This window comes from Stutzerimonas stutzeri (genome assembly GCF_038561965.1).
GTDB classification, from domain to species: domain Bacteria; phylum Pseudomonadota; class Gammaproteobacteria; order Pseudomonadales; family Pseudomonadaceae; genus Stutzerimonas; species Stutzerimonas stutzeri_AA.
Genome location: NZ_CP139348.1, coordinates 4,172,802 through 4,186,323 on the forward strand (window position 1 = coordinate 4,172,802; position 13,522 = coordinate 4,186,323).

14 protein-coding genes are annotated in these 13,522 nt (G+C 63.4%); 5 read left to right on the forward strand and 9 right to left on the reverse strand.

The annotated features are described in order from the left end of the window. Window positions 1-165: 165 nt before the first annotated feature. From SM130_RS19345 to gap, 4 genes are all read right to left on the reverse strand, one after another. Window positions 166-1,668: a CoA-acylating methylmalonate-semialdehyde dehydrogenase gene (locus SM130_RS19345; protein WP_102826293.1), complete on the reverse strand. Its 1,503-nt coding sequence runs from the start codon at window positions 1,666-1,668 to the stop codon at window positions 166-168. A 4-nt stretch (window positions 1,669-1,672) separates the two neighbouring features. After that, a complete protein-coding gene (locus tag SM130_RS19350; RefSeq protein WP_102826294.1) occupies window positions 1,673-2,839 on the reverse strand; it encodes an iron-containing alcohol dehydrogenase in 1,167 nt (388 codons plus the stop codon). A 162-nt stretch (window positions 2,840-3,001) separates the two neighbouring features. Further along, the gene (locus SM130_RS19355; RefSeq protein WP_102826295.1) at window positions 3,002-3,583 is read right to left on the reverse strand and encodes a cyclodeaminase/cyclohydrolase family protein; all 582 of its coding nucleotides are present in this window, start codon (window positions 3,581-3,583) and stop codon (window positions 3,002-3,004) included. After that, window positions 3,583-4,593: a type I glyceraldehyde-3-phosphate dehydrogenase gene (gap, locus tag SM130_RS19360; protein WP_102826296.1), complete on the reverse strand. Its 1,011-nt coding sequence runs from the start codon at window positions 4,591-4,593 to the stop codon at window positions 3,583-3,585. The genes SM130_RS19355 and gap overlap by 1 nt, the downstream gene beginning before the upstream one ends. Before the next feature lie 186 nt (window positions 4,594-4,779). On the opposite strand from gap, the gene SM130_RS19365 reads away from it, so the two are divergent. The 4 genes from SM130_RS19365 (at window position 4,780) to SM130_RS19380 (ending at window position 9,241) form a co-directional block, all read left to right on the forward strand. Further along, window positions 4,780-6,315, forward strand: a complete 1,536-nt coding sequence (locus SM130_RS19365) for an alpha-amylase family glycosyl hydrolase (RefSeq protein ID WP_102826297.1) — start codon at window positions 4,780-4,782, stop codon at window positions 6,313-6,315. Between the two features lie 2 nt (window positions 6,316-6,317). After that, window positions 6,318-7,937, forward strand: a complete 1,620-nt coding sequence (locus SM130_RS19370; RefSeq protein ID WP_102826298.1) for an alpha-amylase family protein — start codon at window positions 6,318-6,320, stop codon at window positions 7,935-7,937. 10 nt (window positions 7,938-7,947) lie between these two features. Continuing rightward, window positions 7,948-8,532, forward strand: a complete 585-nt coding sequence (locus SM130_RS19375) for a 3-keto-disaccharide hydrolase (RefSeq protein WP_102826299.1) — start codon at window positions 7,948-7,950, stop codon at window positions 8,530-8,532. A 136-nt stretch (window positions 8,533-8,668) separates the two neighbouring features. Continuing rightward, window positions 8,669-9,241: a xanthine phosphoribosyltransferase gene (locus tag SM130_RS19380; protein WP_102826300.1), complete on the forward strand. Its 573-nt coding sequence runs from the start codon at window positions 8,669-8,671 to the stop codon at window positions 9,239-9,241. Here SM130_RS19380 and SM130_RS19385 read toward each other — a convergent pair. The 5 genes from SM130_RS19385 to dadA form a co-directional block, all read right to left on the reverse strand. Continuing rightward, window positions 9,231-9,767: a cupin domain-containing protein gene (locus tag SM130_RS19385; protein ID WP_102826301.1), complete on the reverse strand. Its 537-nt coding sequence runs from the start codon at window positions 9,765-9,767 to the stop codon at window positions 9,231-9,233. The genes SM130_RS19380 and SM130_RS19385 overlap by 11 nt on opposite strands. 133 nt (window positions 9,768-9,900) lie before the next feature. Beyond that, window positions 9,901-10,326: a c-type cytochrome gene (locus SM130_RS19390; protein WP_102826302.1), complete on the reverse strand. Its 426-nt coding sequence runs from the start codon at window positions 10,324-10,326 to the stop codon at window positions 9,901-9,903. Between the two features lie 162 nt (window positions 10,327-10,488). Then, a complete protein-coding gene (locus SM130_RS19395; protein WP_102826303.1) occupies window positions 10,489-11,037 on the reverse strand; it encodes a cupin domain-containing protein in 549 nt (182 codons plus the stop codon). Window positions 11,038-11,157: 120 nt separating this feature from the next. Further along, on the reverse strand, window positions 11,158-11,532 hold the full coding sequence (locus SM130_RS19400; RefSeq protein WP_102826304.1) for a RidA family protein: 375 nt from the start codon (window positions 11,530-11,532) through the stop codon (window positions 11,158-11,160). Next, window positions 11,507-12,805 carry a D-amino acid dehydrogenase gene (dadA, locus tag SM130_RS19405; RefSeq protein WP_102826305.1) on the reverse strand — a complete coding sequence of 433 codons (1,299 nt, stop codon included), beginning with the start codon at window positions 12,803-12,805 and terminating at the stop codon, window positions 11,507-11,509. Before dadA ends, SM130_RS19400 begins: the two co-directional genes overlap by 26 nt. 146 nt (window positions 12,806-12,951) lie before the next feature. On the opposite strand from dadA, the gene SM130_RS19410 reads away from it, so the two are divergent. Continuing rightward, window positions 12,952-13,440 (forward strand): Lrp/AsnC ligand binding domain-containing protein, encoded by a 489-nt coding sequence (locus SM130_RS19410; protein WP_003295466.1) that lies wholly within the window; start codon window positions 12,952-12,954, stop codon window positions 13,438-13,440. Window positions 13,441-13,522 lie beyond the last annotated feature (82 nt).

Here is a 13,522-nt window from a genome sequence, read left to right on the forward strand (position 1 = left end):
GTCGTTGATGGATGAGAGCGGGTTGCCGGAGGCCGTAAGTGTAACTGGTGGGCTAAAGCGGAACGCCGCCCGGCCCACCCTACGTCGAGCCGTCAGGGTCCGGTAGGGTGGGTTTCAGCCCACCAATACGCACAGCCGCCGAAGCGAGCGGAGCGCCGTCCGACGCTACTTCATGGTCGGCATGGCGAACTCGGCACCGGCGCGGATACCGGTCGGCCAGCGGCGGGTCACGGTCTTCATCCGGGTGAAGAAGCGCACCCCGTCCGGGCCGTGCATGTTCAGCGGGCCGAACACCGAGCGCTTCCAGCCGCCGAAGCAGTGGAAGGCCATCGGCACCGGGATCGGCACGTTTACGCCGACCATGCCGACCCTGACGTTCTCCTCGAACTGCCGCGCGGTGTCGCCGTCGCGGGTGAAGATCGAGGTGCCGTTGCCGTATTCGTGGTCGTTGACCAGCTTCAGCGCCTCGTCGAAGCTCTTCACCCGCACCACGGCGAGCACCGGGCCGAAGATTTCTTCCTGGTAGATGCGCATGGCTGGCGTAACCCGGTCGAACAGCGTCGGCCCGACATAGAAGCCGTTCTCGTAGCCCTCGACCTTGATGCCGCGACCGTCGCAGACCAGCGTCGCGCCCTCTTCCACACCGAGATCGATGTAACCGCTGACCTTCTGCTGGTGCTCGCGGGTCACCAGTGGGCCCATGTGCGGCTCGGGCTCGACGCCCAGGCCTGGGCCGGTGCGCATCTGGCCGATCTCGCCTTGCAGCATGCCGACCAGCTTGTCCGCCACCTCGTCACCGACGCACACCGCCACCGAAATCGCCATGCAGCGCTCGCCGGCCGAGCCATAAGCGGCGCCGATCAGCGAGCTGACCACCTGCTGCGGATCGGCGTCGGGCATCACCACCATGTGATTTTTCGCCCCGCCCAGGGCCTGGCAACGCTTGCCGTGGGCCGAGGCGGTGGCATAGATGTATTCGGCGATGGGCGTCGAGCCGACGAAACTCACTGACTGCACGCGCTCGTCGGTGAGCAGCACGTCCACCGCTTCCTTGTCGCCGTTGACGATGTTCAGCACGCCGGCTGGCAGCCCGGCCTCGGCTAGCAGCTCGCCGAGCAGCATGGTCGCACTGGGGTCCTTTTCCGAGGGCTTGAGGACGAAGGTGTTACCGCAGGCGATGGCCACTGGCAGCATCCACAGCGGCACCATGGCGGGGAAGTTGAACGGGGTGATGCCGACGCAGACGCCGAGCGGCTGCATCAGCGAGTTGGAGTCGATGTCGCGACCGACATTGGAGGAGAACTCGCCCTTGAGCAGGTGCGGGATTCCGCAGGCGAACTCCACCACTTCCAGCCCACGGGTGACTTCGCCCTGGGCATCGGAGAAGACCTTGCCGTGCTCGCTGGTGATCAGCCGGGCAACATCGTCGCGGCGACGTTCGAGCAATTCCTTGAAGCGGAACATCACCCGCGCCCGCACCAGCGGTGGCGTCTTCGACCAGCCTTCGAAGGCGGCCTGGGCAGCGGCGATGGCCTCGCGGGTTTCATCCGCTGAAGACAGCGAGACGTAAACGCGCGGCTCGCCGGTGGCCGGGTTGTAGACGGTAGCGTGGCGCTCGGAGCGGCCAGCGACGGCCTCGTTATTGATCAGATTGCCGAGGGTCTGCATGGCTTCACTCCTGGTTCCAGACGGTTTCGTAGAGGTCGATGATTTCCGCTTCGGTGGGTACGCGCGGGTTGTTGCCCGGCGAGCCGGAGGCCAGCGCCTGACGCGCCATGGTCTCGCGCAGCTCGAAGAAGCGTTCACGGCTGATGCCGAACTGTTCCGGGCTCGGCACTTTGAGTTCCTGATTGATCGCGCGCAGTTCGGCGAGCAGTTTGCCGTTGGCCACCTCGACACGGTCGGTCTGCGCGGCAACGCCCATGGCCCGCGCGCAATCGGCATAGCGCTCGGGCGCGGCGGGAATCGAGAAGGCGGTGATCGCCGGCAACAGCATGGCGTTGGACAGCCCGTGCGGCACATGGAAGAAGGCGCCGATCGGCCGGCTCATGCCGTGCACCAGCGCCACCGAGGCGTTGGAGAAGGCGATCCCGGCCAAGGTCGCGCCAAGCATCATCGCCTCGCGGGCGGCACGATTGCCCGGCTCATTGAAGGCCGCGCGCAGGTTCGGCGCCAGCAGGCGCATGGCTTCCAGCGCCTGCGCATCGCTGTAGAGGCTGGCCTTGCGGCTGACATAGGCCTCGATGGCGTGGGTCAGCGCATCGATGCCGGTGTCGGCGGTGACCCGCGGCGGCAGCGAGAGGGTCAGCTCGTAGTCGATCAGCGCAGCGATGGGCATGAAGCCGAGGCCGGCACAGAGCATTTTCTCGTCGCTGGTCTCGTCGGTGATGATGGTGAAGCGCGTCGCCTCCGAGCCGGTGCCAGCCGTGGTGGGGATGGCAATCAACGGCAGGCCGGCTTCGCTGACGTCACGCGGGAAGCGGTAGTCGCGCATCTCGCCGCCGAACTTGCCGAGGATGCCGATGGCCTTGGCCGAATCGATCGGGCTGCCGCCGCCGAGCGCGACGATGGAGTCGAAGTCGCCCTGACGGACCATTTCCACACCCGCTCGAATCGAAGCAGCAGTCGGTTCGGGCAGGGTATCGGCGAAGCACTGGCTGGCGATGCCGGCCTCTTCCAGCTGACCGGCGATACGCGCGACATAGCCCAGCTCGACCATCATGCGGTCGGTGACGATCAGCGGGCGATTGCAGCCCAGCTCCTTCAGCACGCGGGCGAGTTGCTGGCTGGCGCCGGCGCCGACTTCCATCAGGCGCGGCAGAACGATGCGATGACTCATGGGCACTCTCCGAAAATGGACCGCTTGGCGAGATGGCAGCTTCTTATTTTGAGACTCAACGTCTCACTATGCACTGGAGAGTAGGTAGAGCAGGCAGCCGCCGTCAACCCGAAACGAAACCTTTCGTCTCGGGGTCAGGGATGTGCTTATTGGGAAACAGGATCAGCGTGCGTTCAGACGATCGCGAAGCTGAGTCGATTGCTGGCGAAGGCGTTCACAAGCGGACTGCACATCGGCCCGCGCCTGGGCATCCAGCTCGTCCATATCAGCCTCGACATTGAGCAGCACGGCGTCAACGCAGGCGCTCAGCAACAACACCGCCGCCTCGACATCACAGCGCAGCGACGCCTCGACCATCGGCAAGGCGCGCTCGGCGATGCCCAGCGCCTCGACGCAGGCATGCGCCGTCGCCAGCGGCACCGCGCATGCCTGCCGCGACAATTCGGGCGCTCGACCCTCGTCTTCCTTCAGATATTCGGAGAAGACCGCCACGTCGTCTTCGGCAAAGGCGCCAGGACGACCCAGCAGCGAGCGGGCGGCGGCCAGCAGCGCGTTACAGGAGGCATCGCCATGCGCCGCGCTGACCCGCAGCGCCTTGACGATCAGCGCCACGGCCAAGTCAGCCGTGACTGCGGTAACCGCCCCGCAGCCGGGCAACGCACGCTCCGCCACGGCGTGGCGGAACTGCGCAAGGCTCAGCTGCCAGAGCCCCTGCCCCGCGCCCGGTCTGTCGGTTTCGCGCATCAGGCCGACTTGGCGCCGTCCCAGTGCAGCAACACGTCGAGCATGCGGTTGGAGAAGCCCCACTCGTTGTCGTACCAGGCCATCACCTTGACCAGCTCGCCCTGCACGCGAGTCTGGCTGAGGTCGGCCACGCAGGACGCCGGATAGCCATTGAAGTCGCAAGACACCAGCGCCTCTTCGTTGCACTCCATGACGCCCGCCGGCATCTTCAACGCACCTTCACGCAGAATCTGATTGATCGCCTCGACGCTCTCCGGCGCGTTCTCGGCGATAAAGGTCAGGTCGACCAGCGAGACATTCGGGGTCGGCACGCGCACGGACAGTCCATCCAGGCGGCCAGCCAGTTCCGGTAATACCAGGCCGATGGCCTTGGCCGCACCGGTGGTGGACGGAATCATCGACAACGCCGCGGCGCGGGCTCGATAGAGATCGCTGTGTGCCTTGTCCAACAGGTTCTGGTCATTGGTGTAGGAATGCACGGTATTGAGCAGTCCCTGACGAATGCCGACCGCTTCGTGCAGCACCTTGGCCAACGGTGCCAGGCAATTGGTAGTGCAGGATGCGTTGGAGACGACGCGCTGATCGCCCAGCAGTTGGTGGTTCACGCCGTAGACCACGGTCAGGTCGCCGCCGTCCAACGGATGGGAGGCAAATACCCGACCTGCACCCGCCTGCAGATGTTGCTCGATCAGCGCGCGTTTCTTGAACTTGCCGGTGCATTCCAGCACCACATCGACGTTCAGCTCCTTCCACGGCAGCTTGGTCGCATCGCGCTCGGCCAGCAGCCGGATCGCCTGGCCACGCACCACCATTGATTCGCCCTGCAACTCTACCGGCTCGGGAAAACGACCGAAGGTCGAATCGAAACGTGTCAGATGCACAAGGGTTTTGTGGTCGCTGAGATCGTTGATCGCGACCACCTGTACCCGGTCCTGCAATCCACGTTCGAACAGCGCTCGTACGACGGCGCGACCGATACGTCCATACCCATTGATGGCAATACGTAGCATGCAAATCTCCTCGGAGGGGTTGAAAGCCTGTCGTTAGCTTAGGCGGAGTATCCACCCTTGCGTTCATCGCCGAACGACCAGGATCAATTAACTGGCGAACCCAAGTGGCGCTGGCCAGTCGTACACCTGACAAGGCGGCGGCGCACAACCGACCGCAACCTGAGACAAATCAGGGGGTGCGCGACAATGAACGAGACAACCCGAACACCGTGGTGGAAAGGCGCGACCGTTTATCAGATCTACCCGCGATCCTTTGCCGACAGCAACGGCGACGGCATCGGCGACCTCAACGGCGTGCTGCGCCACCTCGATCATCTGCAGCAATTGGGCGTCGATGCGCTGTGGCTGTCGCCGATCTTTCGCTCACCCATGGCCGATGCAGGCTACGACATCAGCGACTACTGCGATATCGACCCGCTGTTCGGTTCGCTGGCCGATATCGACCGGCTGATCGCCGAGGCTCATGCCCGCAACATCCGCGTCCTGCTGGATTTCGTGCCCAACCACACCTCCGACGAGCACCCCTGGTTCGTCGAGTCACGCAGCTCGCGGGACAACCCCAAGCGCGACTGGTACATCTGGCGCGACCAGCCGAACAACTGGCGCGCCGCGCTGGGCGCAGGTAGCGCCTGGACCTGGGACGAGCACACCCAGCAGTACTACCTGCACCTGTTTCTGGCCAAGCAGCCGGACCTCAACTGGCGCAACCCCGAGGTCGTCGAGGCGATGCATGACGTGCTGCGCTTCTGGCTTGACCGTGGCGTCGACGGCTTTCGCATCGACGTCATCCACTGCACCGGCAAGGACCCGAGTTTCGCCGACGATCCGCGCTGCCAGGCCGGTCAGCCGCTCTCCGATTTCAACGATCAACCCTACAGCCATGAAGTGCTGCGCGGGCTGCGCAAACTGGTCGACAGCTACCCGGGCGACCGCATGCTGGTCGGCGAGGTGAACATCCGCTCCACCGAGCGCGTGCTGCAGTACTACGGCGCCGGCGACGAGCTGCACCTGGCCTTCAACTTCAACCCGCTCGACGCCCCTTGGGACCCGGTGCTGTTTCGCACCTGCATCCGCGAGGTCGAGCACTGGCTGCAGCCAGCCGGTGCCTGGCCGACCTGGGTGCTTTCCAATCACGACAACGTGCGCCAGCGCAGCCGCTACCAAGGCTCCGAGCGAGCCGCCCGCGCCGCCGCGGTGTTGCTGCTGACCTTGCGCGGCACGCCCTTCATCTACCAGGGCGAGGAGCTGGGGCTGGAGGACGCAGTGATCACTGCCGAGACCCGAACCGATCCCGGCGGTCGCGATGGTTGTCGCGCTCCTATTCCCTGGCAGGCCCAACCGCCCCATGGCTGGGACGGCGCGACGCCCTGGCTACCCTTTCCACCCGAGGCTGACGAACTGGCAGCCGAACGCCAGACGGGCGAGGTGAACTCGATGTTCGCGCTCTACCAGCGCTTGCTCGCGGCACGCAAGGCCAGCTCGGCACTGCATCACGGCGATTTCGAAGAAATCCCTTCACACCCCGAAGTGCTCGCCTATCGCCGGCATTTCGGCGACGACCAGCGACTGGTCTGCATCAACTTCGCCGATCAACCCCACGCCTTTCCGCATACCGGCAACTGGCAGGTGGAAGTCGCCAGCGACGGCGTAAATGAAAGCGAACCCTACAGCGGCACACTTAACCCAGGGCAGGCCGTCGTGCTGCGCCCAACGGAGACCTGAGCATGCGCCCACTCTGGTATCGCAACGCGGTGATCTATCAGATAGACCCCTCGCTGTTTCGTGACAGCAACGGTGATGGCTGCGGCGACTTGCGCGGCATCACCGAGCGGCTCGACTACATTCGCGGGCTTGGCTGTACAGCGGTATGGATCATGCCGTTCTATCAGTCACCCTTCGACGACGCCGGCTACGACGTCACCGATCATTTGCAGGTAGCCGAACGCTTCGGCGACTTGGCCGATATGGTCGCATTGCTGGAAAAGGCCGAGGAGCTGGGCCTGCATGTGATCGTCGAATTGCTGGTGCAGCACACCTCCAGCGAGCACAAGTGGTTCCAGGAGGCCCGCCGCGACCGCAACTCGCCCTATCGCGACTACTTCATCTGGGCCGACGAGCCGGACGACTTCATGGAGCCGATCTTCCCCACGGTCGAGGACAGCATCTGGACCTGGGACGAGGAAGCCGGCCAGTACTACCGCCACCTGTTCTACAAGCATGAGCCGGATCTGGACCTGACCAACCCGCGGGTCATCCACGAGATCGAGCGCATCATGTCGTTCTGGCTGCGCCTGGGGGTTTCCGGCTTTCGCATCGACGCCGCGGTACACATGGTGCGTCAGGCCGGTGGCGGTGAGCTGGAAAAAGGCTATTGGCTGCTCGAACACATGCGCGACTTCGTCACCATGCGCCGGCCGGAAACCGTGCTGCTCGGCGAGATCGACACCGATCCGGACAAGTACGTCGAATACTTCGGCGACGAAGCCGACCGGGTCACCCTGCTGCTGGATTTCTGGACCAACAACCACCTGTTCCTCGCCCTGGCGCGACAACAGGCCGAGCCGCTGGTTCGCGCCCTGAACAGCCAGCCGCTGCCGCCCAGCCACTCGCAATATGCGCTGTGGATTCGCAACCATGACGAGCTGAGCCTGGACCGACTAGAGGAGGATGAGCGCAACGAGGTGATGGACACCTTTGCCCCTGAAGAGAACATGCGCGCCTACAACCGCGGCATTCGCCGGCGGCTCGCGCCGATGCTCGACGGCGATGAGCGGCGAATCGCCGCCACCCACGCCCTGCTGTTCTCGCTGCCCGGCACGCCGATCATTCGCTACGGCGAGGAAATCGGTATGGGCGACGACCTCGAGCGCCCTGAGCGACTCGCTGTGCGCACACCGATGCAGTGGTCGAACGAGCCCAATGCCGGCTTCTCCTGCACAAAAGGCGAACTGGCAGCGCCGCTGATCGATGAAGGCCCATACGCCTACGACAAGCTCAACGTATTTGCCCAGACCCTGCGCAGCGACTCGTTGATGTCCCGCACCGGCAACATGATCCGCACCCGCATCGGCCTGCGCGAAATCGGGATCGGCAAGCGCACGACGGTCGAGGTGGACGACCCTGCGGTCTTTGCCATTCGCCACGACAACGGCTCGACGGTGCTGATGCTGGTCAACCTCGCAGACAAGGAAACAACGGTCGAAATCACGGCGGATGACTTGCAGGAAATGGTCGATGTACTCGCCGACTGCGATTACGACCAGCCGGAAGGTTCACCGCTGAAAATACATCTTGGCCCGTATGGCTACCGCTGGCTGCGGCGCAAGCAGCAATTGTTCGGATGAGGGCTGCACGATGATGCTCGACGCAACGCAATGGCGTGCCTGGCACGGCGACGAATTTCCCGACCGCAGTTGGTACCGTGACGACGAACAGATGTGCGCCATCATCGGCGCCCCGAGAGTCGACCTGGCGTCTCGCGAGCAATATGGCGACTTCATCCTGCGCTTCGAATATGCGCTGCCGGTGGGTGGCAATTCCGGCGTGCTCTACCGGGTCGACGAAGCGGCTGAACTGAGCTGGCACAGCGGGCCGGAAATGCAGCTGCTCGATGATGAGGTTCATCCCGACGGCAAACAGCCGACCACCCGCAATGGCTCGCTGTACGGCCTGCTGGCGACAGAGCAAGCAACGCAGATCGAGCCGGGCAGTTTCATGGAGGCTGCACTGGTCGTACGCGACGGCGTCGTCGAGCACTGGCTGGATAACCGCATGGTGCTGGGGTACCGCCTGGATGACCCGAGCTTGCGCATGCAGATTGAGACCAGCAAGTTCGCCGAGCTGCCGAATTTCGCCCAGTCGCCGGCCGGGCATATCGTTCTGCAACATCATGGCGAGGCCGTACGCTTTCGCCGCCTGTCGATAGAACCGCTTGGCTGAACGCCGGCCTTGGATCGGCACCGCGAATTGAGCGAGAATGCGCGGCTTTTCCAGGCTGCGAAACGCGGTGACGGCACAAGCGCGATGGCGCCGAGCGTCAGGCGTCACGCGGCCGCCCACGCTTGAGGTAGCGTTCTTGGAACAGCTGAAAGATAAGATTCGCAGTCAGGGCATCGTGCTTTCCGACCGGGTATTGAAGGTCGACGCGTTCCTCAACCACCAGATCGACCCCGTGCTGATGCAGGCGGTCGGGCAGGAATTCGCCCGCCTGTTCCGCAATGATGGCGTCACCAAGATCGTCACCATCGAGGCTTCCGGAATCGCGCCAGCCGTCATGGCAGGGCTGGAGCTCGGCGTGCCGGTGATCTTCGCGCGCAAGCACCAGTCGTTGACCCTGCAGGACAATTTGCTAACCGCCACGGTGTACTCATTCACCAAGCAGGTGGAAAGCACCATCGCGGTTTCCACTCAGCACCTGTCTTCGAACGACCGCGTACTGATCATCGATGACTTCCTCGCCAACGGCAAAGCCGCCAAGGGCCTGATCTCGATCATCAACCAGGCCGGGGCGAGCATCGCCGGGCTCGGCATCGTGATCGAAAAAGCCTTTCAGGCTGGTCGCCAGGAACTGGAAGAAGCCGGTTACCGTGTCGAATCGCTGGCCCGGGTCGCCTCGCTGGCTGATGGCGAAGTGCAATTCATCGACTGACTGGCGCTGCGCCCGCGCGCCACAACGTCACCAGCGCACCCTGCGTGCCTGCCAGCGGATCGCTGATGGGCACGCCGACCTGAGCGATACGCTCACGCGCCGCATCGTGGGTGGCCGGGTCCGGCCGCTGCATGTCGTACTGCTGATCGACCGGATAACCGGCCACCACCTGAAAGTCTTCACTTGCCTGCAGCGCACAGTGCCCGGTCCCGGCCGGCAGCACCACCGCATCGCCCGCGTTCAGCTCGACCTCCTGACCGTTCTCGCCGCCCAGCATGACACGCGCGGAGCCGCTTGCTACGCCGAGCACCTCATGCGCGGTGGAGTGATAGTGGTGGTAGTCATAAACGCTGCCGCGCCAGGCAGATGGCCACAGATGGCTGTCGAACAGCCGCTCGAAGGCTTCAGCCGCGCTCGGCCCCGCCAACGGCAACTGACGATAGATCAGCACCGGATGCGAACTATTGGGCGTGCGCCCGTCGCTGGTCAGATGCAGCTGTTCAGGTTGCGGCGCGGTACTAGGCATGCGGACCTCCTTTTGACATCGCTGGAATCGACTTGGGCCGTTCCAGTTCTGACTGGGAGTGCTCACGGTTTGCTCCCCGCAGAAACGACAAAGCCGCCCGGAGGCGGCTTTGCGCGTGATGCTCGACGCTCGATCAGAGGCCGGACATATGCTCGATGGCAGCTTTCAGCTCGTCATCGGAGCAATCGCCACAAGTGCCTTTCGGCGGCATGGCGTTGATACCGCTGATGGCGTGCTTGAGCAGGCCGTCCAAACCACCGGCAGCATCAGCACGTGCAGACCAGGCAGCGCTGTCGCCGGTTTTCGGTGCATTCAGCAGACCGGAGCCGTGGCAGGCAGTACAGAACTTGCCATACACGTCAGAACCGCTGCGAGCGGCACCACCGGCGGCTGCGGCAGCGCCGGCACCAGCGGCTGCGCACTCTTCACCTTGAATACATACTTCACCCACCGGCTTGAGGCGCTCGGCGATTGCTTCGTCGGTCGCAGCCTGAGCGCTCATTGCCCACAGGGCCAATACGGCAGTCTGTGCTACCAGGATCTTCTTAATCAGGTTCACCTTACACCCTCATTGTGGCTAGACACGCTCGCGGCCACGGTATCGCGAGCGGCGGTCAGTATAACGGCAAGCCATGCCAGCCGAAACAATACGAAAGGCCCGGCTATTCCCAGCGACGCTTTGTCGCATCGCAACGTTCGGAATAGCCCAGACCCGTTATAGCTAGAAGTTCGCCGGCGTCGTTGCGCTGATCAACTTGGCCGGCGCGTCGAAGGGGTTGCGAAAACGATGCGGCTTACTGCTTTCGAAGTAGTAGCTGTCACCGCTTTCCAGCACGTAAACCTGACCGTTCACAGTCAGCTCCAGGCGACCCTCGACGAGCATGCCGGCCTCCTCGCCCTGATGGGAGAGCATGTCGGTTCCGGTATCGGAGCCAGGCGGATAGGTTTCAGCCAGAAAGGCAATGGCGCGTCCAGGATGCGCCTTGCCCACCAGCTTCATGCTCACCGCACCGTCGGATATATCGATCAGCTCGCTGGCCTTGTAGACCACCTGGGTATCGCTGTCCTGGTCGAAGTCGGGGGAAAAGAACTCCACCAGTGACATGGGGATACCGCTCAGCACCTTCTTCAGCGAGCTGATAGACGGGCTGACACTGTTCTTCTCGATCATGGAAATGGTGCTATTGGTTACGCCGGCACGCTTGGCGAGTTCACGCTGGGACAGACCCTTGAGCTTGCGGATGGTTTGCAGTCGAACGCCAACGTCCAATACGGGAGCCCCCTTTCAAGAGCGATGCGAAGAGGGCGCTATCATGGCAATGGCGTTCAGAATTTACAACACACCTCCGGACGACTCGTCGCCCGGAGCGTGTGGCGCTCAGTTGGGCACTTAGAGCACCGGGCCGGCAAGGTCCGGCATAGCGGCGATGACGGTGACTTCCACCCGTACATCCGGCGAATACATCAGTGCCTGAACGGTGGTCCGTGCCGGCGCCGTTCCAGGTGCGACCCATGCATCCCACACCTCGTTCATGCCGGCGTAATCGGCGGAGATGTCCTTGAGGTGGATGGTCGCCGAAAGCAGACGCGCCTTGCTGGTGCCCGCCTCGTCCAGCAAGCGCTCGATGCTCGCTAGCGTTTCGCGGGTCTGCTCGCGGATATCGCCGCTCAGATCGTCCGCCAGTTGCCCGGACAGATAAACCGCGCCGTTGTGGACCACCGCCTCGCTGTAACGGGTTTCAGTGTGCAGCCGCCGGATGGGCATGTTTATGGGTCTCCTTGTGCTTGCCGTAACGGAAGATATCCAGCCCCTCGGTGCTGATCTGCGGTCGCTTGGACGCAAGCAGATCGGCCAGCACACGGCCGGAACCGCAAGCCATGGTCCAGCCAAGCGTGCCGTGGCCGGTATTGAGGAACAGGTTGCGGTAGGGGGTCGCACCTATGATCGGCGTGCCGTCGGGTGTGGCCGGGCGCAGGCCGGTCCAGAATACCGCGTCGGCCGGATCGCCGCCCTGCGGATAGAGGTCGCTCACCACCATTTCCAGCGTTTCCCGGCGGCGCGGGTTGAGTGACAGATCATGACCGGCGATTTCCGCCATACCGCCGACGCGGATGCGCTGGTCGAAGCGGGTGATGGCAACCTTGTAGGTTTCATCAAGCACGGTCGACTGCGGCGCCATCGCCGGATCGCTGATCGGCACGGTCAGCGAATAGCCCTTGAGCGGATATACCGGGGCACGAATTCCCAAGGGCTTGAGCATCTGCGGGCTGTAGCTGCCTAGCGCCAACACGTAGCGGTCGGCAGTCTCCAGTTTGCCGTCGATCCACACTCCGGCGAGCCGGTCGCCGGCATGCTCGAGGCGCTGGATATTCTGTTCGAAGCGGAACTCGACCCCCAATGCCACGGCCATCTCGGCCAGGCGCGAGGTGAACATCTGGCAGTCGCCAGTCTGGTCGTTGGGCAGACGCAAGGCGCCGCTCAGTTTGTGTGCGACTTTCCCCAGGGCCGGTTCGACCCGGGCGATGCCGGCGCGATCGAGGAACTCGTAGGGCACGCCGGAACGCTCCAGCACGGCGATATCCTTGGCGGCAGCATCAAGCTGCGCCTGGGTACGGAACAGTTGGGTGGTGCCCAGCTGGCGTCCCTCATAGGCAAGACCGGTTTCGGCGCGCAATTCGTCGAGGCAATCGCGGCTGTATTCGGATAGGCGCACCATGCGCTCCTTGTTCACCGCATAACGTGCCGCCGTACAGTTGCGCAGCATCTGCGCCATCCACAGGTACTGGTCGACGTCACCAGTGAGCTTGATTGCCAACGGTGCGTGACGCTGCAACAACCACTTCATGGCCTTGAGCGGGACGCCGGGCGCAGCCCAGGGCGATGCGTAGCCAGGCGATACCTGGCCGGCATTGGCAAAACTGGTTTCCATCGCCACGGCCGGTTGCCGATCAACCACCACGACTTCGAAACCGGCTCGCGCCAGATAGTAGGCGCTGGCAGTGCCGACCACGCCGCTACCCAATACCAGTACACGCATTGCAGCCTCCCGCCCGCTCGAACGGACTTTTCCGGATCACTATTGAAGCGGAGTATAAAAAGGCGCAAGCAGTGTTATTCACCATATAAAAAGCTATCTTTGGCCTTTATTCACGCCAGCTGCGCTTATTTTGGAGGGCATTCCCCTTGAGAACCCGGCATCAGACCCGTCGCGAGCTGGACAAGATCGACCGCCATATCCTGCGAATTCTGCAAGCCGAAGGGCGCTTGCCCTTCACCGAATTGGGCGAGCGCGTCGGTCTGTCGACCACCCCTTGTACCGAGCGCGTCCGACGCCTGGAGCGCGAGGGCATCATCATGGGCTACTCGGCGCGGCTGAATCCGCAGCATCTCAAGGCGGGCCTGCTGGTCTTCGTCGAAATCAGTCTGGCGTACAAGTCCGGCGACATCTTCGAGGAGTTCCGCCGCGCCGTGCTCAAGTTGCCGCATGTGCTCGAGTGCCACCTGGTGTCCGGCGACTTCGATTACCTGGTCAAGGCACGTATTTCGGAGATGGCTTCCTACCGCAAACTGCTCGGCGACATCCTGCTCAAGCTGCCGCATGTACGCGAATCGAAGAGCTATATCGTGATGGAAGAAATCAAGGAATCCCTCGACCTGCCCGTCCCGGACTAGAGCATCTGCGGCCCGAGCCGGCAGCATCTCGGCGATGCCCCGAAGCCACCGTCAGTCCGACCAACCTTTGCCCCGCACCCCC